Below are 23449 nucleotides of genomic sequence, written 5' to 3'. Positions count from 1 at the left end.
AAAAAAGAGGGGAAATCGCATGTATGAGGTTAAGATTATTGGCGATGCGACCGTGGAAGGCCCGGATCTGGCGGACCTTGACGTCAATCTTCTGGAGCGCAGCCTGCGCCAGGACATGGTCAACCGCCTGGAGGAAGTGGGGCTGATCATCGAGGGCCTTGAGATCAAAGTGAAGTTTTTGCCCTAAAAAAGGCCTTTGGCGGGCTGGCGCCGGGTGCGGGAAATACGCCTGTCCGTCTTTCGAGAACGCGGCATCAGGCAGACCGGGAGCGCATGGCCCGCCAGCCCACGGCCATGAGCCATGTGGCGGCGGCCACGACCCAGACCGCAAAGAGCCAGCCCCGGGTCATGTCCTCCCCCCGGAACAGGGCGTGGACAAAGGCCGCAGGCGCGGCAAGGTACGCCGCCAGATGCGCGGGCCGCCAGATGCGGCGGGGAAGGCGTCCCGAGGTTCCAAGCCACGCCGCGCCCCAGGCCACAAAAAACAGCGCCAGGGCCGCCTTACCCAAAACCATCTCCCAGGTGTTGGGGACGGCCAGGGCGGCCAGGGGATATGAAAGTCCCATGGCTTTGGCGAAGCGGTACACATGGAGCCCGGCGTGGAGCGTCAGCAGGGCCGGAAAGGCCAGCCCCAGGGCCTTGTGGATCCGAAAGGCCCGGGGAAGGCCCAGGGCCTGGACCGCCAGCGGGCTTCGCACGCCCAGGAGAAACAGCAGCGGGATGCACGGCAGGGTCGCAAGCGCCGCCAGGTTGGCCACGGAGCGCACCCGGTCCTCCCCGGCGAAGACCAGGGGCAGGGCCAGGGCCAGGGCCGCATAGGCCAGCCCCACGGGCGCGAGAAAAAGGATCGCCGCGCGAAGGCGCCTCACAGGGCGTCGCCTGCGGCCAGGGTGGAGAGATAGGCGGCCATGGCCGCCTTTTGCGCGTCATCCACCCGGGCGCCGCGCTTTTGCATGCGCCCGATGTAATCGACCCAGTCTTTCTCGCTGTTTTTGCCGATCCTCTCCCGCACCCGGGCCAGGTTATGGCAGGCTGTGCAGCGTTCCCGGACCAGGGCCGGGGCCTCCGGCTGGGCCTGGACCAGGGAGGCGGGGAGGGGGGAGAGGATGGCGACGGACAGGGCCGCACAGGCAACGGCAAGCACCATGCGCATGGGGATGATCCTCCGTGTGCGATAAGGTTCGCGCCTCCCGCCCCGGATCGGTCAGGGCAGCGGATGGGTGCGCGCAAATTCCAAGAGATCCTCGTAGACCCGTTGCACCTCGGCCACGGGCAACTCGCCCGCCACCATGAGCATGGGCGTCTCCTTGTGGAACCGATTCGCCCAGGGCATCGTGGACAACTGCTCCCACACCCCCCATTTGCCGTAGGAAATGACGCCATGCACGGTCTGCAGAGAGACCTCGAAGGCCGAGTAGTCCATGGGACCGACCGTGGTCCGGGGGATGCTTTCCTGATCCGGGCCGGCCTGGACGGACAGATAAAACCAGTCCCCGATGCGGATGTCCCCGAACCAGCGCTCGTCGTCGCCTTCCGGGCGTTCGAGTTCCGTGAGAAGGGTGCGGAAATCCTGTGCCATGCCATGCTCCTTTCGTAGGGTGTCCGCCCCGGGGTGCAGACCGGCAGCGGCAAAGAAGCAGTGTAGGGCCATTGCGCCGAGGCGGTCAACCCGGGGAGCGTTTTGTGCGACCAGGAGCAGGCGGCGGGGATTTTTTCAAGAGCCGGTGGAAGAAGGTCTGCACGTAGCGGCCCGACACCACGTCGGGCAGCCCGAAGCGCGGCGGTTCCTCGTCCAGTTCCGAGGTGAAGGCGAAATAGGCCTGCCGGGAGAGGGTCTCCACGGCCGGTCCCAAGGTCTCCCACAAGGTGGCCTTGGCCTCGGCGGCGATCTCGAAGGTGCGGCATTGCAGGGGGCGGTATTCGAAAAGCAGGCATTTTCCGTCCTCGACCAGGGGGCATACGGCCCCGACATCGGACAGACAGAACTCCCCTTCCTCCGCAGTGGGTTTTTCCCTGGCGGCCGCCTCGCGTTCCCGCCTGGCCGCCTCCACGGCCCGGTCGATGACGGTCAGCCGCATTTGGCTGGCCATGGTCACGTTTCGGGCGTGGCTGATGTAGACGGCCTCGATAAACGTCAGGCTCACCGGTGTGGCGCAACACCGGACATGCTCCCGGCCGCAGCGCACCCCCTCCGGGGCGTATTCCTCGGCCAGGGCGCACAGGCCCTCATAGTCGTAGAAAAACGGTCCCAGATCGACCAGATGCTTGGATTCCAGGGTGGGTTCGCGGATGGTCAGCCGCCCGCTGGCCCGGCCGTATTTCCGGATGGTCCACCACTGGTCGAAATTGGTGGGTTTGGAGCGCAAAGGCTTCAGGATGCGGGCGGACAGGCTGTGGCCCATGCCCCGGCGCAGCAGATAGGCGTTTAAGACCGTGCCCGTGCGGCCGATGCCGTGCCGACAGTGGATGAGCACCTTGCGTCCCAGATAGACGGCCTCGTCGATCCAGGCCAGGGCCTTCTCCAACTCCGCCAGGGGAGGGGCCTGTTCGTCGGGAATGGGCAGATAATAGACCTCAAACCCGGCCTTGGACTCGATCTCGTGCAGATCGCAGAACTCGGCGCACAGGTTGAGGATGGCGCCGATGCCCTGGGCCTTGAGGGAATCCATTTGTTCCCTGGTCATGGGCGCATGTCCCACGGCCAGATGCGGCGTGACGAACGTCAGTTCGTAGGCATGGGGGGGGCGCGTCATGGGGCGTTACCGGTCGGTCTTGTCCAGGAAGTCGTCCACCAACGCCCGCATGTCCGTGGCCTCGGACATGGTGATGTCCATGAGCTTGGTCCGGGCCAGGAGGTAGCCGAGCATGGCCAGCCGTTTCTGGATGATGACCTCGTTTTCCCGGGCCATTCGGGCATCGAGCATGTCTCCCTTGATGGTCACCGTGAAACTGAAGTGGGTGAGCACCCGGGAGAGGAACTCGATGCGCGACAGGCGTTGATCCAGGGCGCCGCCGCCGCCTTTGAAACGGAAGTTGATGTAGTTGTTTTTGTCTTCAGGCCCGCACACGGTGTCCAACACCGAGAAATGATAGCCGAAGCGGATCATGAGGTGGGCGTAGTTGGCGGAAATGACTGCATAGCTGGCCAGGAGCCGGGACTTGCCGCTGAAGATGCCGGCGCTTATGCGGTCGAGCTCCTCCCAGTCCGCGAACTGGGCGTCGTCGTCCCAGGAGGCCAGGGGCGAGGTCAGTCCGGACCATATGGCCCACATGGGCGCGCTCTTGATCTCCCCCGGGGTGACGGTGGGGGCGCCTTCCATGCCCTCGAAAAGGCCGCCGCCCAGATCCAGGATGTACATGGTGAAGGGAAGCGGCGTTTTCAGGCGTTTGGCGGTGGCCAGCCCACGTCCGCCGCGTCCCACCAGGGAGAACATCTCGGCTACGCTTTTTTCGTGCGCAAACCGCACGATGTCATGGATCGAGCGCATGTTCGCCGGGGCGAAATCCGGGGATTCCGGGTCGGTCAGCGTCAGCCTGGCGACCAGGGGGATGATTTTTTCCAGGCGGTTTCCCTGGGGGGTGGCCTTTTTGGGGGTAGGATCGGCCGCCGCCGCGAGCAGGCTTTCCACCCGGCCGGGGAACACCTTCCCGGCGTCGGCGTCCAGGGTGATCTCCTGGCCGTCAGGGATGTGCGTGAAGATTTCCGGGCCAAAGACCGCCACGGGCAGTCCGAACTCCCTGGCCACCGAGGCGAAATGCCCCGCCCGGCTGCCTGCCGCCGCGACCACCCCGGACACCCTTCCGGCCAGCCGGGCCAGGGCTGGTGAAAGCGTGGGAGTCAGAAGAATCGCCCCGGCTGGAATCGCCGAGACCTCGATGACCGTCTGGGCATGCACGGCCCGTCCAGCGACCACGCCGTTCGATACCCGCCCGCCGTCGGTCAGAAGGGGGGCGGGGAGATCGCCCGCCGCGTCCTTGTCCGGCTGGCCATCGTCCACATAGGCCCCGAAGGCCTCCTCGGCGTCGGCCTCGCCCGGGAGGGCGCCTTCCGCATCGGCATTGACGTCCCGGCTTTGCAGGATGAAGAGGTCGGCGGCCCTGTCCATGGCCCATTCCACATCCTGGGGACGGCCGAAGAGCGATTCCAGGCGCAGCCCGATCTCCGCCAGCCGCTCGGCGGCCTCGTCCGGCAGGGCCGTCTCCGGGGCGTCCGTTGCGTCGGGGTCCGGATCGCGGGTCAGGACGCGGGGGTGTTTTCCCCTGGTCATGACCACGGATTCGGGGATGATGCATCCGTCCACCACGGCCGTTCCCAGGCCCTTGGCGGCATAGACGCCCATGACCTCGCGGCCTTGCACCCGTCCGCCCGGGTCCAGGGTGTACAGCACGCCGGCCGACTTGGCGTCGATCATGGGCATGATCAGGACGGCCATGGAGGTTTCCTCGTCGGACAGGCCATTTAAGACCCGGTAGGTCAGGGCCCGGGGGCCGTACTTGGAGGCCAAAACCGCCTTGTAGGCCGAAATCGCCTCTTCGGGTTTGACGGACAGCACGCTTTCGTATTGTCCGGCGAAGGAGGCCTGTCCGTCCTCGGCCAGGGCCGAACTGCGCACGGCCAAAAACCCGTTTCCGACCCGGGCCATGTCCTCGGCGGCCTGGCGCAGGGGCCCGGCGATGTCCTCGGGGACATGGATGGACAGGATCATCTGGCGCAGCTCGGCGGCCAGTCCGGCCATTTCGTCGGGTTTGGAGAGGATCACCTTGCGCAGTTTGGCGTCGAGCTTGGGCCGCAGTTCCGAAGCCTCCAGGATATACCGGAAGGCCCCGGCCGTGACCACGATGCCCGGCGGACACGGGATGCCGCCGTCGGCGTGGAGCCGTCCCAGGGCGGCGGCCTTGCCGCCCACCATCTCGGGGTGTGCGGCGGCCTCGGCCAGGCTCAGGAGGTAGGGGGGGGACATGTCGGGCACGGGCACGTCCAGGGCCATGCGCACGTAGAAATCGATCTTTCGGGCGTATTCGGGCAGATCCACGTACTTGGCCGGGGACAAAAGCGTCAGTTCGGCCGTGAGATGCTCCACGGCGGAGCTTAGCCGCTTGCAGAGCCAGACGATGCGCGCCCAGTCGGCATGCTCGTTGCCGTAGTGGATGTCCTCGATCTCGGCGATGATGTCCAGGCACAGGTCGTCGTAGCGCAAGAGTTCCTTGAAGGCGTTGTATTTCTCACGCAACAGGATGCCCGGGGCAAAAATCTGGTAGGTCCAGTGACGGAAAAGCTGGGTGAGGGACATGTCGCGTCTTCCCGTTTGCCGGTTCAAGTGTTTTCCAAGGCCTCGGTCACCTTGCGTTCCAGTTCGTCCTTGTCGATGGGTTTGACGCAGTATTCGCAGGCCCCCAGGCGTACCGATTCCCGGGCTGTCTCCAGGGTGGGATAGCCCGTGAGCATGATGACCCGGGTGGCGGGCGACCGTTTTTTAATTTCTTCCAAAACCTCCACGCCGGTCATCTTTTTGAGCTTGATGTCCAGGATGGCCATGTCCGGCTTGTTCTTGCCGATGTGCGCCAGGGCCTCCTCCTCTTCCGTGAAGACCGTGACGCTGTGCCCTTTTCGTTCCAGGATGCGCTTGATGAGCACTCCGGCATCGATGACGTCGTCTAAGACAATGATGTTGGCCATTTACTTCCTTCCTTTGTCCAAAGCGTGGTCAGCTTCCAGGGTTTCCGCATGATCCAGGGGAAGATCCACGACAAAGACCGTACCCGGGCCGCGTCCCGGGGCCTCCACCGCGTCCTGGTTGAAAAAACCCTTGGGCACGGGGCTTTGGGCGGTGATGGAGCCGTCGTGATCCTCGATGATGCCAAAGGACACGGACAGCCCGAGGCCCGTTCCCTGCCCCACGGGCTTGGTCGTGAAAAACGGATCGAAAATCTTTTGCAGATTGCCGGAGTCGATGCCCGATCCCGTGTCCGCGAACCAGGCCGTCACCTTCTGGGCCGGAGAATCCAGGCGGGAGCGCACCAAAAGCAGTCCGCCGCCCTCGATCATGGCGTCGCGGGCGTTGGTCAGGAGGTTGATCCACACCTGCTTGAGCTTCTCCGGATCGCCGTAGATGATGGGCATGCGTTCATCCAGATCGGTCATGATGTAGACCTTGTCCAGTCCGAAGGTGTGCCGCACCAGGCTGATGGCCTCCATCAGCGAGTTGTTGAAACACATCTCCAACTTGGCGCTGTCCGTCTGCCGGGAAAACCCCAGGAGATCGGCCACGATTTTCCGGCAGACCTTGGCCTGCTTTTCCATGATTTTTAAATCTTCATATATCTGGCTGTCTTTGTCCACTTCCTCCTGGAGGAGCTGGGCATATCCCAAAATCACGCCCAAGGGGGTGTTGATTTCATGGGCCACGCCCCCGGCCAGCTTGCCCACGGATTCCATCTTTTGGGACTGGATGAGCTGTTCCTGGAAGAGCTTGAGCTGGCTTACGTCCCGGGCCGTGCGCAAGAGCCCCATGACCCGCCCGTCCTTGTCGAAGACCGGGGCCCGCACGACATGCAGCCACATGTCCCGCTGGCCTCGCCGGGCGCGTTTTTCGCGGTCAAAGGGCAGGCCCGTGCGCACCACGCGCAGATCCTCCTCACGCGTGATCTTGGCCTCGGCCTCGGGAAACAGGTCAAACTCCGAAAGCCCCTCGATGTCGTGGGCCGAGCGGCCCACATAGTCGGCAAAGGCCTTGTTCACGGACAGGTATTTGAGATTGTCCCCGATCAGGCACACGTAATCGGGGGTGGCGTCCAGGATGGTGCGCAACAGTTGTTCCTGGCGGGTGAGCACGCCCTCGGCCTGCTTGAGTTCCTCCAGGTGGGTCTTGAGGCTTAAGGCCATGACGTCGAAGGTTTCGGCCAGATCCTGGATCTCGTCGCCCTTGTTGCGGTTGTAGACCGGGCAGTTCTTGCACGACTCCTCCTTGTCCCCGTCCTCGGGGTCGGTGCAATCGGGGCACAACGTCCCAGCCAGGTACCAGCACCGCCTGCGGGTGTCGCCGTAGGCCGGACAGTGGGTCAGATCGCAGTTCATGATCTCCCAGCAGTTTGCAGCCACGACGGGGCCGGTGCGCATGTCCAGGTTGCCCTTGACCACCTCCTCGGCATGTTCCCGCAAAAGTCCGATGCGCCGGGTGACCTGCCGGGCGAACAGGGAACTGAACAGGATGGCCGGGACCAGGGCCGCGCCCGAGAGGGTGAAGATGAAAAACACCAGGCGATTGACGGAGTTCTGGGTCTGGGTGCGCGACAGGCCCACCCGGGCGGTGCCGAAGCGGGCCCCCACGATCATGATGGGGGCGGCGAAGTCGTAGATGTAGTCCCGTCCGGTAAAAATCAGGCGGACGTTGGACGTGGTGGCGTCGTCGGCCTCGTTGGCGGCCAGGAGCTCCACGGGAAAGCCCTGGACGAAGGTGTGGACCATGACGTTGCCGTCGCGGTCGGTGATGAAGGCGTAGACGATGTCCTGCACGCCCTTGTATTCGTCCACCATGTTCTTCAGGCGCAACAGATCCATGGCCAGCATGGAGTCGGCGGCCCGGGAGGCCAGGTTCTCGGAGATGACAAGCCCACGTTTTTTCGTCTCGTCGATCAGCGCGTCAGCGGCCATGCGGCTGACCACGAAGGCCAGGGGCAGGGCGATCAGGGTCACGATCAACAGCGAGCCCAGATTGATCTTGGTGCTGAATTTGAGCTTGTCCAGGACGCGCACTACCGGATGGCCTCCAGGGCTTCCAGGCCGAGTTTCGTGGCCAGTTCCCGCACGGGGGCATAGTCGGCGTCAACGGCCGGAATGATGCCTCGCATGCCTGCCGTGCGCAGGATGATCGCATCGTCCGGGCGTTCCATGGACAGGGCGAACATGGCCCGGGAGATCTTGTTCACCACTTCCGGATCAAGTCCCGGCCGGTGGGCGTACACCCAACCCGGGTAGCGTTTGGATTCGGCCAGGATGCGGATCTGGGACAGGTCGATCTTGTCCTTGAGCAGGGACAGGGCCCCGTCGCGCACGGAACCGATGTCGTAGGCCCCGGCGTAGACGGCCATGACCACCTTCTCCTGCTTGCCGCCGGGACCGGGGGCAAAGGCGATTTCGCCGAAGTCCTCACGGCGGATGCCGTTGTCGAGAAATTCCCCCAGGGCATAGAGATACCCTCCCGCCGAGGAGGGGTCCACAGCCAGCCAGCGTTTGCCGCGACAGTCCGTGATTTTTTCGATGTTGCGGTTCTCCTTGCGCACGATGATCTGGCTGTAAAATTCGGGAGCCCCTGAGGGCTCGATGATCCGGGCAAAGGCCCTGGCCCCGGTGGCGGCCATGCGGATGTACACGAAGGGATTGGAGAAGGAGATGTCGATTTCGCCGCGCTCCACCATCTTGACGTGCTCGTCGAAGGTGTCGGGGAATATCTGGCGGATGGGCAGGCCTGTGGCCTTTTGCAAATATTCCACCAGCAGGCGGTGGCGTTCGTAGGAGACGGTGTGGGCGTATTGGGGCAGATAGGCGTAGGTCACGGCCCGCTTGGGCACGGACACGGAGGTCTCCACGCGCCTGCCCAGATTCACCGTAAAGGCGGGTTCTTCCTCGCTGCAGCCAAAGCCCGCAAGGGCCAGAATCACGACTAATAAAAGGCTCAGGCGGCGCATGGGCGCTCCAGCGGCATTTGGCCGGGATCATCGGGATCGGGCAAATTGCCCGATAGTCCGGCAGGGAGGCCGTCCCCCAGGTGTCCCGCGAAGCGTCCAGGGTGAACGCTGCGGGCAGGCGCGACGTCGCAGTTCCAGGGTTGCGTGAAGCGCGCGGCCGCTTCGGATGCCGTTTTTTTCAAGTCCTTGCCGGGTAACCCTCTTGACGTTCTTGCCGGGTTTTGAGTCGTTTTTTTACCCCGCGTCGGGTGAAACATCCGCCGTTTTTTTCCTGCCCTTTTTTTTGGGCGGCATGGCCTCATTGATCACATCAAGCCAGGGAATGGGTTCCTCCTGATCCTCCGGGGGAGGGCCCAGGGCCGGGTCCAGACGGCGCAGGAATCCGATTTTCGGTTTGATTCGCGAATAGGCGATGCGCGTCAGGATGTAGACGGGCAAAAACACGGCGTTATAGCCGACGGTCTTTTCCAGCAGGGGCAGGGGGATGTCTACCCCCTGGAAACGCTCGGCCAGCCAGCCCATGGCGAAGGGCAGGGGCCAGATGGACACGGTGAAAAGGGCCGCCCGCGTGAAAAAGGACTTGCCGAAGGTGTCGTTGGCCAGTTTGTTGGCGGCCTTGTAGTTTTCCTTGTCGCCCTGGCGCAGGGCCTTGATGGACAGGTTGTGCAGATGCACCATGTCCCGGGTCTGCGACTGAAAATGGGAAAGATTGAACCTGTGGGCCAGGGCCTGGCTGATGTCGCCCACAAACACGACCATGGCGGCCAGACAGGCGCAACCGACATAAAAACCGACAGCCGCGCTGTCCGGAATGCGGAAGAAAAAGATGAGGAAGGCGTCGATCAGGTGAGAGGCGTGAGACAAATATTCCATGTCGGCTCCAGGAAGGCGGATGGCCTTTCCATGCAGATTAGCACAGGGCCCACGTCGAGAAAAGTGCGAATGGCGGCGAAAAAAAGGCCGACGACGAAGGGTGTGTCGTCGTCGGCCAGGGCGTGACGCGGCCCCGGGAAGGGTTCCGGGGCCGCGAGCACAGGACGTTGCATGTTAGCCGAACATCTTGATGTTGAAGAAGCCGCGCAGCAGATAGTCGATGCCCACGTACAGGGCCAGGACGATGAACAGGCGCTTCAGCCAGATGTCGGGGATGTACTTGGAGGTCTTGGGACCGACGACCGATCCGACCACGATGCCCACCAGCTCCAGGCCGATCAGGGTCCAGTCAATGGGCGTGCCGCCACCCATGAAGGAGGAGATGGAGGTGATCATGGACACCAACACGGCCAGGGCCGAGGTGCCGGCGGCCAGGTACATGGGCAGGCCGGCCACGCTGGTCAGGAAGGGCACCAGGATGAAGCCGCCGCCGACGCCCAAAAAGGCAGCCACGGCGGAGATGACGATGCCGCCCAAAAGCGGGATGATGGGATTGAAGGAGAATTCCACGCCGTAGAAGGTGAAGCTCACCTTGGTCAGGCTAAACGAGGTGGTCTTCACGCCCAGGGACTTGATATCCACCTTCTCGCCGGATTTCTGTTTTTTGACGGTTTCTTCGAAGGCCTTGACCGCAGCCTTGGTCTTCTGCTTGCCAGCCTGCCCCGCCGGGGTGGTTTCATAGAACAGGTAACAGCCCAGAACCAGGACGAACAAGCCGAAGTAACCCTGGTAGGAGGAGAAGGACACCTTGCCCGCCGTCAGTTGGACGGAGCCCCAGCTTCCCAGGATTGAGCCAACGCCCAGGGCGACGGCCAGGGGCAGCACCAGACGGCCCATGCGGTAGTAGTTCCAGGAGGAGATGAGCGCCGAAAGCCCCACCAACCACTGGTTGGAGGTCCGGATGGAGTCCGTGACCAACTTGTTCAGTTCGGGGGCCGTCGTTTTGAAGCCTTTGGCGTAGTTGCCGAAACCGAACACGGAGATGTGGCCCACACCGGCCATGACGCCGCCGAAGGCGCCCACGGTGGAGAAAATCCAGCCGACCCACACGGCCCACACGAAGGCCAGGATCATGTTCACCTGGGGCGCGCCGGCGATGCCCAGGAAGCCGGTGGGTTTGCTGGGATCGATCTGCCCCGCCTCCGTGCCCTGGGGGGCCTTGGCGATGGCGTCGGACAGCTTGTCAGCCCAGGCCGGCTCCAGCCACAGGCACATGACCGCAGCCATGACGCCAAGTACCAAAAAAATGTTTCTGGAATTGCGCACGTCACTCCTCCTTGCTTGCACGTTCATCCGTTCTCGGTTTTCTCCGCCCACGCCTCCGGGAACCGGTCCCGGCCGACGAAACAGCCCGGGTTGCCCTGCCTGCCCGGCAGACCCGCATCGCAATCCATCAGGCGCCGGTGTCTCGCCCATGCCGCCAGGCCCTGCCCTGCCCGGCGACGCCACGGAATTCTTTCCCAGGGGAGTCCCGAAATGCCACGCAACGCGGATTCCCCGCCGCGTCGCGCCTGATTCCGGTCCATTCCAAGACGAAAGCCTCATTCCGTGGGATATCCGCCTGAAAAGTGGTGGTCAAACCTTTTCAGACGACTCCGTGGGCCAATTCCTCCGCACTTGCGCCTTTTGCATGGCGCGGGAAGCGGGGATCGCCCTGTTGACGCTCTGCAATGCAACGCACGTTGCATGCAGACGCAACCTCTGAAGTTTCCCCATAAAGCATCGGGTGGGGGAAACTGTCAAGAGTGTTTTCAAGTTCTTTTTTTCTCAAGAGATACTGGTGAAAGCACCTTGTTTTCAAGAGAAACGGGGAGCTGCTATGTGAAATTTATCACGTATACCGTTCAACACGGAAAGGCGCCATGCTCCAGCGTAAAAAAAGCGGGCTTGCGCCACATCAGGCGGCATGCCCCGGGAGCAGGGCTGAGATGTCGATCCGAAAGCAACCCGGTCCCAATGGGGCATCTGCCCTGGAGGACGGGCGAATAGCCGAGGAAATGTGCAGGAGCCGAGGGGCCGCAGACACGTGTCCGGGGCCCCTCTCCGGCTGACAAAGCGAGCTAGGGATGGCGCAACAGGATGCGCCGGGCGTAATCTTCGCGAGTATGGGCCGAGGCCTCGTTGGGTCGAACAAAGGACAGGGCGTGCGACGTGCAACCCGCGACGCAGGCGGGTTTTTCCCCGACATCAATGCGGTCGCGGCAATAGTCGCATTTCATCACCCGTCCGGTGTAGTCGTTCCACTGCGGCACCTGCCAGGGGCAGGCCTTGATGCAGGCCTTGCAGCCCACGCAGAGGTCTTCCTGAACGTAGACGATGCCGTCGCTCTCCCGGCGGGTCATGGCCCCGGTGGGACAGGCGGTGACGCACCAGGGACGCTCGCACTGGAAGCAGGGCATGAACAGGTTGAGCATGCGCGGCTTGCCTTCATGGGAGACGGGCCCCACCGTGATCAGCTTGCCCAGCCGGGCATCCGCCGGGACACGGTTTTTCATCTGACAGTGTACCTCACAGGCGTGACAGGAGATACAGCGATTTTGGTCGAGCATGATCAGATATTTGCTCATGCGGGCTCCTTTTCTTTTTCAGAAACCGGCGCGGTTGCGGGAGATTTCGGACGCGACGGGGCTGACTGCCCGGCAGCCTGGCTTTTCATCCTGGCCAGGAGGTCGATCTTGAAATCCTCGCGGCTGGAGCCGGTGAGGTAGACATTGTTCGAAAACCGCAGGGATTTCGCAGGGCAGACGCGTTCACATTGACCGCACAGGCTGCACAGCGAATAGTCCAGGAAAAACTGCACCGGGGCGCGAGATTTTTCCGGGGCTGCGGCTTTTTCGGTTTTGGGAATGACCCGCCCTTCGACCAGCGCCGCAGCCGGGGCATCGGCTTTGGGCTTGGGTGTTTTGGGCGGGGCGACCACGGTCAGGCAGTGCGACGGGCAGGCGTCCGCACAGGCTCCGCAGGCAACACAACGCGGAGTGAAAAGGTCGTCGTCCTTGGGGATCAGCTCCACATGGCCCCTGAATGTGGACAGGTTGTCCACCTGCTGCCAGGGATAGACCACCGTGATGGTCGGTTTGACGAAATTTTTTCCGGTCACGCCAAGCCCAATCAACAGACTTTTGGCGTAGTTCCAGGCATCTTTGAAGGAATTCGAAACGCTCATGGACTATCCTCCCAGGCGAACGGCAATAGCCGTGCCAGCCAAGACAAGAAGGGCGACGGGGGTGAGCCGCTTCCAGCTTAAATTGAGGAGCTGGTCGAAGCGGACCCGGGGATAGGTCCAACGCAACCAGATGATCAACAGCAGGATGGCGTACAGCTTGGCCAGAAACCACCAGATCCCGGAGGCCACCGGGCCCTGGTAGCCGCCCAGAAACAGGGCGGCGGCCACGCCGCTGACCACGATCATATTGGCGTATTCGGCCAAAAAGAACAGACCGAAACCCATGCCGGAATATTCCGTATGAAACCCGGCCGTCAGTTCCGATTCGGCCTCGGGAAGATCGAAGGGGGCGCGGTTGGTCTCGGCCACGGCGCAGACGATGAAAATGAGGAAGGCCAAGGGGTTTTTCAAGGCGTACCATTGCCAGGGCCAGGCGCCCTGTGACTCGGTCACGACGAACAGATCCAGGGAGCCGGACATGAAGGCCACGGCCAGGACCGACAACAAAAGCGGCACCTCGTAGGCCACGGACTGGGCCACGGCCCGGGCCGCGCCCAGGATGCCCCACTTGTTGCCCGAACCCCATCCGGCCAGACACAGGGCGATGACGTTGACCCCGGAAAAGGCCAGGATCAGCACCAGTCCGAGATTCAATTCGATGGCCTTCAGGCTGGCGTCGAAGGGCAGCGGCAAAAAGCACAGGGCCACGGGCAGAAAGGCCAGAAGCGGGGCGGCCCAGAACAGCACGCGGTCGCCTTTGGGGGGCGTCAGGAGCTGCTTGCCCACCAGCTTGAGGGCGTCCACAATGGGTTGGATGAGCCCCTGGGGCCCGACGTGCAGAGGTCCGGGGCGGCGCTGGCAGAAGCCGGCCACCTTGCGTTCGACATACACCAGGACAAGCCCGTTAAGGGCCACGAAGGCGAAAATGCCGACCAGGGCCAAAATGAGGCGCACCAACGGATCGGCGAGGCTTAGGGTCATGCTCATCGGTCGATCTCCGGGATGACGAGGTCAAGGCTGCCCAGGATGGACACGGCGTCGGACAAAAGCGTTCCCTGGGCCAACTCGGCGAAAAGGCTCAGGTTGGAGAAGCCTGGGGCGCGCAGCTTGACCCGGTACGGATTGGGGCCTCCGTCGCTTTGCACCATGACCATGATTTTCCCCCGGGCGCCCTCCACGGCGAAGCAGGCCTCGCCCTTGGGCGGCCGGATCTTGCGCGGACCCTTGCCCTGAATGGGGCCGTCGGGGATGCTGTCCAGGGCCTGCTCCACGATGGATAGGCTCTCGTCGATCTCGGACAAGCGCACGAAGTACCGGGCCATGGCGTCGCAGGCGGTTTCCGTGGGAATGCGGTAGTCGAAACGGTCATAGATGGAATACGGCTCGGCCCGGCGCACGTCGTAAGGCTGTCCGGAGCCGCGCAGGCAGGGCCCCGTGGCCCCGTAGCGGCGCGCGGTGTCCAGATCAAGGATGCCGATGCCCTCGCAGCGGCCGAGCAAAATGCCGTTGTCCGTGACCAGATCCCTGAACATGGGCAGCCTGCCGCGCAGGGTGGCGATGAATTCCCGGGTCTTGGGAATAAATTCCGGCGGCAGATCCATGGACACCCCGCCGAAGGTGAACGACGAATAGGTCAGTCGCGATCCCGTGACCATCTGGAGGATGTCCAAGATGCGTTCCCGGTCGTCGAAGGCGTACATGATGGGGGTAAAGGCCCCGAGATCGAGCAGATAGGCCCCCCACCACAACAGGTGGGAGCTGATCCGGTTCAGTTCGCAGGTGATGACCCGGATGTACTCGGCCCGTTCGGGCACTTCCATGCCCGCCAGCCGTTCCACCGCGCCCACATAGGCCCAGTTCCAGGCCAGGGCGTGCAGATAGTCCACCCGGCCCATGTTCGGGATGAACTGGGCGTAGGTCCGATTTTCGGCCATCCATTCGTGCATGCGGTGGATGTAGCCGAGCACGGGCTCGGCGCGGACGATGTATTCGCCGTCAAGCTCCAGCAAGACCCGCAAAACCCCGTGTGTGGAGGGGTGTTGGGGGCCCATGTTGACGATCATCCGTTCCCCGGAGGGATCGGGTTCAAATCTGGCGGCGTAGGAATCGCCCCACAAAGAGGTGTCCACGGGGGGCTTGGATGCGGCGGCAGCCGCAGTGTGATCGCGCATGGCGGCTACCCCTTGGCCTGTGCCCCGGCATCGCCGGAAGCGGGTTTGGCGGCGTCCTGTCCCTCGGCGGTGGGGGCGCAGTCCACGAGATATTCCAGAGGAAGAACGTCCGTGCGGCTCTTGCGGGCCTTTTCGGACTTGACCAGCGGCGGCGGCGTGCCGTCGTCGGGCAGAAGCAGGGCGTGCAGGTTGGGATGGCCGGTAAAGACCACGCCGTGGAAGTCGTGACACTCCCGTTCGTGCCAATCCGCTCCGGGGAAGATCTTGGACACGGTGGGGATGCGCGCGTCGTCCCGGGGCACGCTGACCCGCAGGGTCAGGCGGCCGGGTTCGGTCCAGTGGTCGAAGTGATACCGGACCACAAACCCCTCCAGCACGTCGCAGGCGGCCAGGCTTTCGATATGATAGCCCTGATCCCACAACACCTGACAGGCGTCCTCGATCTTTTCCCGGTCAACCAGCAGGCTGGCGATCTGCCCGGTGCGGGCGTGGTCCAGGGGAACCACGCAACTGGCGCCGATTTGGGATATCCATGCGGGGATCATGCGACCTCCGCCTTGCCGAGGGGCATGCCCTTGGGAACGGGCCACCACCGACGGCCGGTGATTTTGTGCTGGATTTGGAAGAGTCCTTCGAGCAGGGCCTCGGGCCGGGGCGGACATCCGGGCACGTAGACGTCAACAGGGATGAGGTTGTCCACGCCCTCGACCACGGCGTACTGTCCCGGACACTTGAAGGGGCCGCCCGAAATGGCGCAGTTCCCGAGGGCCATGACCCATTTGGGAGCGGGCATCTGCTCGTAAAGCCGCACCACGGCCGGGGCCATCTTGCGGTTTACCGTGCCGGCCACGATCATCAGATCCGACTGGCGCGGCGATGGGCGAAACACCTCGGCCCCGAAACGGGCGATGTCAAAGCGGGCCATGCCCACGGCCATCATTTCGATGGCGCAGCAGGCCAGGCCGAAAGTCATGGGCCAGATGGACATGGCCCGACACACATCCACGATGCGTTGCACCGGGGACATGTTCACCAGCGCCGGCTCGACGCCGGTGGCCGCTGGTGCGATGCCGCTTACGGACGGGGCGAGATTTGGATCCTGCGGGGCCATTCGAACACTCCCTTGCGCTGGAAATAGACGACGGCCAGGCCCAGGACGCCAAGGAAGACCAAAATCTTCCACACCGGGGCGAAGCCGACCGAATGATTGAACCAGGTGGCCACGGGGAACAGGTACAAAATGTCCACCTCGAAGGCCAAAAACACGATGGCGTAGAAATAATAGTTGATGCCGAACCGGGTCAGGGAACTGCCGTGGGTGGGAATGCCGCACTCGAAGGGCTCGCCTATGGCCCCGCCGACAGCCTTGGGAGCCAGGAGGATGGAACCCAGAAGGGGGCCTGCGGCGAAGGCCAGCCCAGCAGCAATGAAAATGAGAAGCGCCGCCTGCAGCCAGGTGAAAACCATCTGGTCCTCCCGTGTCTCGCCTCGGGCCGCGCGGCCCGTAGGGGTATGACGGTTTGACGTCAAAACGCGTAAGTCTCTGTCCGGACACTTATTATGGTCGATTACAAAGCCCCTTTCCAGGGGAAAGTCAAGGGAGGGTCACAAGTTTTTTCGTTCACATGTGTTTTGGTGGCTGGAAAAGCGCGTCCTTGCTGCATTGTTCATTTTTTCACAACACTTTTTTCTTGCCAGTGGTGTCCGCTGTGGTAGCTTACCGTCCGAAATGTCAGGCGGACATACGAGCATCTATCCCAGGGGGAGCCATGAAAAAATCTGTCTATGGAATATGCGGCATGTGTACGGTACGCTGTCCGATGATGAGCGTGGTGGAGGATGGCAATCTTCTGACCATCCACGGCAACCCCCACGCTGGCGGCATCAAGGGATCGCTGTGCGCCCGGGGTGCGGCGGGCATGGCCCTGGTGAACGATGACGAGCGGCCACAATTTCCCATGATTCGCACCGGGGAGCGCGGCGAGGGCAAATGGCGCCGGGCCACCTGGGACGAAGCCCTGACCTACGTGGCGGAGAAGCTTTCCAAGATCAAGGCGGAATACGGCGCCAAGTCCATCCTGCTCTCGGATCGGGGAGGCCCTTTCCGGGAAATCTACCGGGCTTTTTTGCGCGGCCTGGGCACGCCCAACTACTGCAATCACGATTCGGCCTGCGCCCGCAACGTGCAGCACGCCGCCCTGTCGGTCTTCGGCTTCGGGCGCAAGACTGTGAGCTATGACCTGAAAAACGCCAAGCATGTCGTTTTGCAGACCCGCAATATTTTTGAGGCCATCAATGTCAAGGAGGTCAACGACCTGCTCGACGCCAAGGCCACCGGCTGCAAGATCACCTGTATCGACGTGCGCGCCTCGGTGACCGCCGCCAAGGCCGACAACTTTTTCCTCATCCGGCCGGGCACGGACTATGCCTTCAACCTCGCCGTGATCCATGAATTGGTGACCAAGGGGCTGTACGACAAGGAATTCGTGGAGAAATGGTTCCATGATTTTGAGACCCTGGCCACCTTCATCGCCCCCTATACGCCAGCCTGGGCCGAGGCCGAAACCGGCGTCCCGGCGGCGTCCATCGAAAAGCTGGCCGTGCAACTCTCGGAGGCCGCGCCCTCGGTGATCTGGCATCCGGGCTGGATGACCGCCCGCTATTCCGACTCGTTCTACATGAGCCGCACCGCCTATATCATCAACGCCCTCCTGGGCGCCATAGGGGCCAAGGGCGGCCTGCCCCTGGCCAACGGCCCGGGAGACGTGGGTAAAAAGGGTATCAAGGATCTCATGGCCATCTATCCCAAGCCCGAGGAGCAGCGTGTGGACGGGGCGGGCTGGATGCAGGAGCGTTCCCACTTCGAAGCCGGTCCCGGCCTGGTCAATCTGGCCTACGAGGCCATCGCCACGGGCAAGCCCTATCCGATCAAGGCCTACATCGCCCACCGGCACGATCCGCTCATGGCCTTCCCGGACCCCAAGGACGTCAAGTCCCTGTGGGAGAAGCTGGATCTGCTGGTGGCGGTGACCTTTTCCTGGTCGGACACGGCCTGGCACGCCGACGTGGTGTTGCCGCTGTCGCCGTATCTTGAGCGTGAGAGCACCATCGCCACCAAAAAGGGCGGCAACCCGTTTTTCTTCGTCCGCAAACGCACCGTGGAACCCCGTTTCGACACCAAGGCCGAATGGGAGATCTATTGCGGCCTGGCTAAGAAGATGGGCCTGGACAAGCTGGCCTTCGACTCCATTGAGGACATCTGGAAATATCAGCTCGACGGCACCGGCTACACCATTGAAGACTTCGAGAAGACGGGCATGGTGACCCTGGGGGCCGGGGCGCTTTGCCGCGAACCCGATGAAAAGACGTTCAAGACCCCCTCGGGCAAGATCGAGATGGTGTGCGCCAAGCTGGAAAAGGACGGCGTGCCGTCGCTAGCCCCCTACGTTTCCCCCGAGCGGCCCCCGGAGGGCAAGTTCCGCATCACCTTCGGCCGGTGCGGGGTGCATACCCAGGGACACACGGTCAACAACCCCCTGCTCAATTCCCAGATGTCCGAGAATCTGGTGTGGATCAATGCCGCCGTGGCCGAAAAGCTGGGCATCGCGGACGGACAATATGTAGAGGTGGCCACCGCCAACTATAGCGGCCGCATCAAGGCCTTCGTCACCCCGTTCATACATCCCGAGGCGGTGTTCATGGTGCATGGCTTCGGGCACACCCTGCCGGTGGAGAGCCGGGCCCGGGGCAAGGGTGTGGCCGACAACGAGCTCATGACCCAGGGCATCCGCAAGTGGGACAAGGGCGGCGGCGCCGTCGCCATGCAGGAGCACTTCGTGGAGATCCGCACGGCCTCCTGACGTGGGCAGGAATAAACGGAACCAGGGGCGGCGCCATTGCGGCGACGCCCCTTTTTGGTAAAATTTCAGGAAACCGGTGCGGCCAGCACACGCTGCATCTCTCCGTAAATAAAAATGGATACACTGTTCGCCTCGAAAAGCGCTTGTCCGAATTTCGAGGAAACGCTACCCCTTCGGGGTATATCGCCGGACGCAACCATGTGGCGATTGGTTGTCCCGGCGGCGTGATGATAGAGAGCGCGACCTGTTCCCCGGAGTCCGGCCCGACAGGAGGCGATCCGTTTATGTGGCGTTTCCTGTTTCACCGTTCCGGCGCGGGCCAAGCCGGTTTTCCCCTTCGGCCAGCCTTGCCCTCTTTTCGCGGTCTGATTTTCTCCTAAACTGATATGATTTACGATGGTCGCATTCGCCACGCGGCCGTCATGGAGGGACCATGGGCATACGCAGAAAGATGTTTCTTCCCATCGCTGCTGCGTTTTTGTTGCTTGGCGGCGTCAGCCTTGTCGTCATGTATTTTCAGTTGGACGGCCTGGAGCGGGACTTCGTCTCGCAGATCGTCCAGAACAAGACCCGCGAGGTGGACAACGCCATCGACACGGCCTCGCGCATGACCCTGGAGCAGGCGGCCTTGTTCTCGCGGCTGCCCGTGGTGGTTTCGGCCTTTGAAACCGCCCACACGGGGGACATCCACGCGGAAAAAGATCCCATGGCCCAGAAGGCCAGGGAGGATCTGCGGGCGGCGCTGACGCCGTTCATCAAGGGATTTGCCCAGGCCATGGGCGGCCGCAAGTTCCAACTCCATTACCATCTGCCCAGCGGCCGCAGCCTGGTGCGGGTGTGGCGCGACAAGCAGGTCACCCGCGACGGCAAGGGCCTGGACATCTCCGACGACATTTCCTCGTTTCGGCCCACGGTCATGGAGGTCAATCGCACGGGCAAGCCGGTCATGGGCATCGAACTGGGCGAGGGTGGCTTCGTGTTCCGGGGCATCGCGCCGGTGGTTTCGCCGGATGGCAAGCACCTGGGATCGGTCGAGGTCTTAAGCGAATTCGCCCCGGTCCTGGCCAAGGTGGCCGGCGAGGGCCAGGACATGGCCCTGTATATGAACTCGGAGTTCCTCAAGATCACCGGGGCCTTGCGCGATCCGGCCAAAAATCCCGTCCTGGACGGCCGTTTCGTGCAGATCACCGGGGCCAAGAGCGAGGCCCTCACCAAGTGGATCAAGGCGGATTTTCTGGAAAAGGCCAAGACCGGCACGGTCATGGCGCAGCAGGGCGACAAGGTTGTGGCGGCCATGCCCGTCAATGACTACAAGGGCAACCAGACCGGCATCCTGGTGTTCTCTTTTTCAACGGCCAAGGAATCGGCGGCCATCCAAACCGTGCTCTACGTGTTCCTGGGCCTTCTGGCGGTCCTTCTGGCCGCCTCGTCCGGGGCCGTACATCTGGTCTTCGTGAAAAACGTGGCCCTGCCCATCGAGACCATGATCGCCAAGATCAAGGACATCACCGAGGACCGGGCCGATCTCCGGGACCGGCTCGATGAGTCGCGCCAGGACGAGATGGGACAACTGGCCTGTTGGTTCAACAAGCTCACCTTCAAGCTCTCGGAGATCATGTGCTTAAGTGATGCGGTCTTAAACGCCATGCCCGACCCGCTGTTCGTGGCCGACGAGAAAAACCGCATCATCTTCGCCAACCTGGCCATGGCCGATACAGCCGGGAAGACGCCGGAAGAATTGAAAGGAACGTTTTGCGGCGATGTCTTCAAGACGAGGGTCTGCGGCACGCCGGACTGCCCGGTGCGCTGCGCCGCCGAGGGGCGCCGGGTCGATCCCGACATTTATGTGGAGAGTACGCGCCATGGCGAACGCATGGTCATCAGGCCCCTGGTCCAGTCCATGCGCGACTGCAACGGCAATCCCCTCGGGTATCTGGAACTGGCCCAGGACATGACCGCCGTGGTGCGCAAGGAGGAGGAACTGGCCGGAAACCTCGAACGCATCCAGGGCATCAACGCCGAACTGACCGACGTGGCCGCCGGGGTGGCCGGTTCCCTCGGCGAACTTTCCAGGCAGTCCGAGGAGGTCCGCCAGGGGGCCGAGGTCCAGCGTTCGCGCATGTCCGAGGTGGTCACGGCCATGGACCAGATGAATTCCGCCGTGCTTGAGGTGGCCAAAAACGCGGGACGGGCAGCCGAGCTGGCCGGACAGGCCAGGGACCGGGCCGAAAAGGGCGTCAGCGTGGTGCGCCAGGCCGTCACCGCCATCGGCGAGGTGCAGGGCCTGACCTTCTCCCTGCGCGACGGCATGGAAGGGCTTGGCAAGCGGGCCATGGACGTGGGCCAGATCATGAACGTGATCTCGGACATCGCCGACCAGACCAACCTTCTGGCGCTCAATGCCGCCATCGAGGCCGCCCGGGCCGGGGATGCCGGTCGGGGCTTCGCCGTGGTGGCCGACGAGGTTCGCAAGCTGGCGGAAAAGACCATGAACGCCACGGGCGAGGTGGGCAAGGTGGTGGCCGCTATCCAGGCCGAGACCAAAAAGAGCATGGATCTGACCCAGAGCGCGGCCACGGCCGTGGAGCGGGCCACGGCCCTGTCCAGCGATTCCGGCAAGGTGTTGGACGAAATCGCGGGGTTGGTGGGCGACTCCTCCGATCAGGTGCAGACCATCGCCGCCGCCGCCGAGGAGCAGTCTGCGGCCAGCGACGAGATCACCAAGGCCATTGGCGACGTGGACCGCATTTCCTCGGATACGGCCGAGGGCATGACCCATTCCGTCCAGGCCATCGCCGGGCTTTCGGAAATGGCCGAGAAGCTCGGACGTATCGCCTCGGACGTCTAGCGACCTCCGTCATTCTGTTCCCGTCCCGGGCGATACGGCCTGGGGCGGGGACATTTTTTTCTCCGCCCCTTTTCTTTTTCCCGAAGTTGGGCCAAAGGGGGAAACCCGTTATGACATTTTGAACACAGGAGGCGTTCGCATGAACATCGGGAAATATACCTTCGACGAATACGTCATCATGGCGGCGGCCTTTCACGGCAACCCGGCCCCTGGGCTCCTGATCGGGGGGTACATGGTGGAGCTGGCCAAAAGCGCCCTGCCGGAAGGGACCATCTTCGATGCCGTGGTGGAGACCCCCAAGTGTCTCCCCGACGCCATACAGCTTTTGACCCTGTGCAGCTTCGGCAACGGCTGGATGAAGTCCGTCAATCTGGGCCGCTACGCCCTGGCCCTGTACGACAAGTACACCGGCGAGGGGGTTCGGGTGTGGATTGACACGGCCAAGCTCTCCATGTGGCCGGAGATACGGGCCTGGTTTCTCAAGCTAAGGCCCAAGCGGGAACAGAACCGGGAGCGGCTGGTGGACGAGATTCGCCGGGCGGGCCCCAGCCTGTGCGGCATAGCCCCGGTCACGGTGTCCGAGTCGTTCCTCAAAAAGGGCGGCATGGGGGCCATCGCCGTGTGCCCCCTGTGCGGCGAGGCCTATCCGGCGGCGGACGGCGGCATGTGCCGGGGCTGCTCCGGCGAGCATCCCTACCTGACCGATGCCGGAACGGACATGGACATGACGCCCCCGGCGGAACCAGGCCTGCGGGCCATTCCCACGGCCCAGGCCGTGGGACGCCGCGCCCTGCACGACATGACCCGGGTCGTCCCTGGCGAGAGCAAGGATCCGGCGTATCTGGCCGGGCAGCTTTTGACGGCGGGCGACGTATGCCGCTTGCACACCATGGGCCGGGAGCGGGTGTTCGTCATGGACGACGTGGACCCGGGGCTTTCCTGGATCCATGAGAACGAGGCCGCACTGGCCTTTGCCCGGGCCATGGCCGGGGAGGGCGTGACCTTCGAGGAGCCGCCCAAGGAGGGGAAAATCAATTTCCGGGCCGAGAAGGAAGGGCTCTTGCTCCTTGACCGCAAGAAACTCAGGGCCTTCAACTTGGTGGAGGACGTCATGTGCGCCTCGCGCCAGGGCTTTCTGCCCGTGGAGGGCGGCAAGCGCTTTGCGGCCTGCCGGGCCATCCCCCTCTATCTGGCCCGCACCCGGTTCGATCGGGCCATGGCCGTTTTGGAAGACGGCCCGCTTTTTTCCATCGCCCCCATAAAGCCCCTGCCCACGGGCATCCTGGTGACCGGCACCGAGGTCTTCAAGGGGCTTGTCCAGGACAAGTTCATTCCCATCGTCAAGAGCAAGGTGGAGAAGTTCGGCTGCGAGGTCTCGGGAACGGCCGTGGTTCCCGACGATATGGAGGCCATCGCCCGGGCGGCGGCCGATCTGGTGGCCGACGGGGCCAGGCTTTTGGTGACCACGGCCGGGCTTTCCGTAGACCCCGACGACGTGACCCGCAAGGGGCTTTTCAAGGCCGGGCTGACCGACGCCCTGTACGGCGCGCCGGTTTTGCCCGGGGCCATGACGCTTATCGGCCGCATGGGCCAGGCCAGGGTGCTTGGCGTTCCGGCCTGCGCCCTGTACTATCAGGTCACGGCCCTGGATTTGCTCCTGCCCCGGCTCCTGGCCGGGCTGGACATCACCCGGTCGGATCTGGCCGACATGGCCGAGGGCGGCTTTTGCCTGACATGCAAGACCTGCACGTTCCCCAAGTGTCCCTTCGGGAAATAGGCGGGACGA

General features: G+C 63.2%; 21 protein-coding genes. 4 read left to right on the top strand and 17 right to left on the bottom strand.

The annotated features are described in order from the left end of the window. Window positions 1–19 precede the first annotated feature (19 nt). Window positions 20–187 (top strand): hypothetical protein, encoded by a 168-nt coding sequence (locus tag GD606_RS10875; protein WP_163302084.1) that lies wholly within the window; start codon window positions 20–22, stop codon window positions 185–187. 67 nt (window positions 188–254) lie between these two features. On the opposite strand, the gene GD606_RS10870 is transcribed toward GD606_RS10875, so the two are convergent. The 17 genes from GD606_RS10870 to GD606_RS10790 form a co-directional block, all read right to left on the bottom strand. After that, window positions 255–869, bottom strand: a complete 615-nt coding sequence (locus tag GD606_RS10870; RefSeq protein WP_163302083.1) for a ferric reductase-like transmembrane domain-containing protein — start codon at window positions 867–869, stop codon at window positions 255–257. After that, entirely contained in the window at window positions 866–1153 is a 288-nt protein-coding gene (locus GD606_RS10865; RefSeq protein WP_163302082.1) for a hypothetical protein, read from the bottom strand. The genes GD606_RS10870 and GD606_RS10865 overlap by 4 nt, the downstream gene beginning before the upstream one ends. Before the next feature lie 51 nt (window positions 1154–1204). Beyond that, on the bottom strand, window positions 1205–1579 hold the full coding sequence (locus GD606_RS10860; protein WP_163302081.1) for a hypothetical protein: 375 nt from the start codon (window positions 1577–1579) through the stop codon (window positions 1205–1207). Between the two features lie 85 nt (window positions 1580–1664). Continuing rightward, the gene (locus GD606_RS10855; RefSeq protein ID WP_163302080.1) at window positions 1665–2753 is read right to left on the bottom strand and encodes a protein-tyrosine phosphatase family protein; all 1089 of its coding nucleotides are present in this window, start codon (window positions 2751–2753) and stop codon (window positions 1665–1667) included. A gap of 6 nt (window positions 2754–2759) precedes the next feature. Continuing rightward, window positions 2760–5291: a PEP/pyruvate-binding domain-containing protein gene (locus GD606_RS10850; protein ID WP_163302079.1), complete on the bottom strand. Its 2532-nt coding sequence runs from the start codon at window positions 5289–5291 to the stop codon at window positions 2760–2762. A 23-nt stretch (window positions 5292–5314) separates the two neighbouring features. Further along, window positions 5315–5677 (bottom strand): response regulator, encoded by a 363-nt coding sequence (locus GD606_RS10845; protein WP_163302078.1) that lies wholly within the window; start codon window positions 5675–5677, stop codon window positions 5315–5317. Beyond that, window positions 5678–7753: an ATP-binding protein gene (locus GD606_RS10840; RefSeq protein WP_176629276.1), complete on the bottom strand. Its 2076-nt coding sequence runs from the start codon at window positions 7751–7753 to the stop codon at window positions 5678–5680. It abuts the gene before it with no gap. Continuing rightward, complete coding sequence (locus GD606_RS10835; RefSeq protein WP_163302077.1) at window positions 7753–8685, bottom strand: phosphate/phosphite/phosphonate ABC transporter substrate-binding protein; 933 nt, start codon at window positions 8683–8685, stop codon at window positions 7753–7755. Before GD606_RS10835 ends, GD606_RS10840 begins: the two co-directional genes overlap by 1 nt. Before the next feature lie 234 nt (window positions 8686–8919). Further along, a complete protein-coding gene (locus GD606_RS10830) occupies window positions 8920–9558 on the bottom strand; it encodes a hypothetical protein (protein ID WP_163302076.1) in 639 nt (212 codons plus the stop codon). 174 nt (window positions 9559–9732) lie between these two features. Next, window positions 9733–10845 (bottom strand): sulfite exporter TauE/SafE family protein, encoded by a 1113-nt coding sequence (locus GD606_RS10825; RefSeq protein WP_374190891.1) that lies wholly within the window; start codon window positions 10843–10845, stop codon window positions 9733–9735. 833 nt (window positions 10846–11678) lie between these two features. Then, window positions 11679–12185, bottom strand: coding sequence for a 4Fe-4S dicluster domain-containing protein (locus GD606_RS10820; RefSeq protein ID WP_163302074.1), 507 nt, complete (start codon window positions 12183–12185; stop codon window positions 11679–11681). Then, window positions 12182–12784, bottom strand: coding sequence for a 4Fe-4S binding protein (locus tag GD606_RS10815; protein ID WP_163302073.1), 603 nt, complete (start codon window positions 12782–12784; stop codon window positions 12182–12184). Before GD606_RS10815 ends, GD606_RS10820 begins: the two co-directional genes overlap by 4 nt. A 3-nt stretch (window positions 12785–12787) precedes the next feature. After that, a complete protein-coding gene (gene nuoH / locus GD606_RS10810) occupies window positions 12788–13771 on the bottom strand; it encodes an NADH-quinone oxidoreductase subunit NuoH (RefSeq protein WP_163302072.1) in 984 nt (327 codons plus the stop codon). After that, window positions 13768–14955 carry an NADH-quinone oxidoreductase subunit D gene (locus GD606_RS10805; RefSeq protein ID WP_163302071.1) on the bottom strand — a complete coding sequence of 396 codons (1188 nt, stop codon included), beginning with the start codon at window positions 14953–14955 and terminating at the stop codon, window positions 13768–13770. Before GD606_RS10805 ends, nuoH begins: the two co-directional genes overlap by 4 nt. Before the next feature lie 5 nt (window positions 14956–14960). Continuing rightward, window positions 14961–15500, bottom strand: a complete 540-nt coding sequence (locus tag GD606_RS10800; protein WP_163302070.1) for an NADH-quinone oxidoreductase subunit C — start codon at window positions 15498–15500, stop codon at window positions 14961–14963. Further along, the gene (locus GD606_RS10795; RefSeq protein ID WP_163302069.1) at window positions 15497–16066 is read right to left on the bottom strand and encodes an NADH-quinone oxidoreductase subunit B; all 570 of its coding nucleotides are present in this window, start codon (window positions 16064–16066) and stop codon (window positions 15497–15499) included. Before GD606_RS10795 ends, GD606_RS10800 begins: the two co-directional genes overlap by 4 nt. After that, window positions 16030–16422 (bottom strand): NADH-quinone oxidoreductase subunit A, encoded by a 393-nt coding sequence (locus GD606_RS10790; protein ID WP_163302068.1) that lies wholly within the window; start codon window positions 16420–16422, stop codon window positions 16030–16032. Before GD606_RS10790 ends, GD606_RS10795 begins: the two co-directional genes overlap by 37 nt. 302 nt (window positions 16423–16724) lie before the next feature. Between GD606_RS10790 and GD606_RS10785 the strand changes: the two genes are divergently transcribed. The 3 genes from GD606_RS10785 (at window position 16725) to GD606_RS10775 (ending at window position 23440) form a co-directional block, all read left to right on the top strand. Beyond that, on the top strand, window positions 16725–18815 hold the full coding sequence (locus GD606_RS10785) for a molybdopterin-dependent oxidoreductase (protein WP_163302067.1): 2091 nt from the start codon (window positions 16725–16727) through the stop codon (window positions 18813–18815). A 433-nt stretch (window positions 18816–19248) separates the two neighbouring features. Then, complete coding sequence (locus tag GD606_RS10780; RefSeq protein ID WP_163302066.1) at window positions 19249–21663, top strand: methyl-accepting chemotaxis protein; 2415 nt, start codon at window positions 19249–19251, stop codon at window positions 21661–21663. Window positions 21664–21802: 139 nt separating this feature from the next. After that, entirely contained in the window at window positions 21803–23440 is a 1638-nt protein-coding gene (locus GD606_RS10775) for an FmdE family protein (RefSeq protein ID WP_163302065.1), read from the top strand. The last annotated feature ends 9 nt before the right edge of the window (window positions 23441–23449 follow it).

This window comes from Desulfolutivibrio sulfodismutans DSM 3696 (assembly GCF_013376455.1).
In the GTDB taxonomy this organism is placed as follows: Bacteria; Desulfobacterota; Desulfovibrionia; order Desulfovibrionales; family Desulfovibrionaceae; genus Desulfolutivibrio; species Desulfolutivibrio sulfodismutans.
The sequence above is the reverse complement of the archived record's forward strand: the minus strand, read 5'-3'. Positions and strand labels throughout refer to the sequence as shown.

Excerpts from the sequence above, each read along its gene's own strand:
- GD606_RS10875 (WP_163302084.1), top strand. The coding sequence starts at position 20 with ATGTATGAGGTTAAGATTATTGGCGATGCGACCGTGGAAGGCCCGGAT.
- GD606_RS10865 (WP_163302082.1), bottom strand. The coding sequence starts at position 1,153 with ATGCGCATGGTGCTTGCCGTTGCCTGTGCGGCCCTGTCCGTCGCCATC.
- GD606_RS10860 (WP_163302081.1), bottom strand. The coding sequence starts at position 1,579 with ATGGCACAGGATTTCCGCACCCTTCTCACGGAACTCGAACGCCCGGAA.
- GD606_RS10855 (WP_163302080.1), bottom strand. The coding sequence starts at position 2,753 with ATGACGCGCCCCCCCCATGCCTACGAACTGACGTTCGTCACGCCGCAT.
- GD606_RS10850 (WP_163302079.1), bottom strand. The coding sequence starts at position 5,291 with ATGTCCCTCACCCAGCTTTTCCGTCACTGGACCTACCAGATTTTTGCC.
- GD606_RS10845 (WP_163302078.1), bottom strand. The coding sequence starts at position 5,677 with ATGGCCAACATCATTGTCTTAGACGACGTCATCGATGCCGGAGTGCTC.
- GD606_RS10835 (WP_163302077.1), bottom strand. The coding sequence starts at position 8,685 with ATGCGCCGCCTGAGCCTTTTATTAGTCGTGATTCTGGCCCTTGCGGGC.
- GD606_RS10830 (WP_163302076.1), bottom strand. The coding sequence starts at position 9,558 with ATGGAATATTTGTCTCACGCCTCTCACCTGATCGACGCCTTCCTCATC.
- GD606_RS10825 (WP_374190891.1), bottom strand. The coding sequence starts at position 10,845 with ATGGCTGCGGTCATGTGCCTGTGGCTGGAGCCGGCCTGGGCTGACAAG.
- GD606_RS10820 (WP_163302074.1), bottom strand. The coding sequence starts at position 12,185 with ATGAGCAAATATCTGATCATGCTCGACCAAAATCGCTGTATCTCCTGT.
- GD606_RS10815 (WP_163302073.1), bottom strand. The coding sequence starts at position 12,784 with ATGAGCGTTTCGAATTCCTTCAAAGATGCCTGGAACTACGCCAAAAGT.
- nuoH (WP_163302072.1), bottom strand. The coding sequence starts at position 13,771 with ATGAGCATGACCCTAAGCCTCGCCGATCCGTTGGTGCGCCTCATTTTG.
- GD606_RS10805 (WP_163302071.1), bottom strand. The coding sequence starts at position 14,955 with ATGCGCGATCACACTGCGGCTGCCGCCGCATCCAAGCCCCCCGTGGAC.
- GD606_RS10800 (WP_163302070.1), bottom strand. The coding sequence starts at position 15,500 with ATGATCCCCGCATGGATATCCCAAATCGGCGCCAGTTGCGTGGTTCCC.
- GD606_RS10795 (WP_163302069.1), bottom strand. The coding sequence starts at position 16,066 with ATGGCCCCGCAGGATCCAAATCTCGCCCCGTCCGTAAGCGGCATCGCA.
- GD606_RS10790 (WP_163302068.1), bottom strand. The coding sequence starts at position 16,422 with ATGGTTTTCACCTGGCTGCAGGCGGCGCTTCTCATTTTCATTGCTGCT.
- GD606_RS10785 (WP_163302067.1), top strand. The coding sequence starts at position 16,725 with ATGAAAAAATCTGTCTATGGAATATGCGGCATGTGTACGGTACGCTGT.
- GD606_RS10780 (WP_163302066.1), top strand. The coding sequence starts at position 19,249 with ATGGGCATACGCAGAAAGATGTTTCTTCCCATCGCTGCTGCGTTTTTG.
- GD606_RS10775 (WP_163302065.1), top strand. The coding sequence starts at position 21,803 with ATGAACATCGGGAAATATACCTTCGACGAATACGTCATCATGGCGGCG.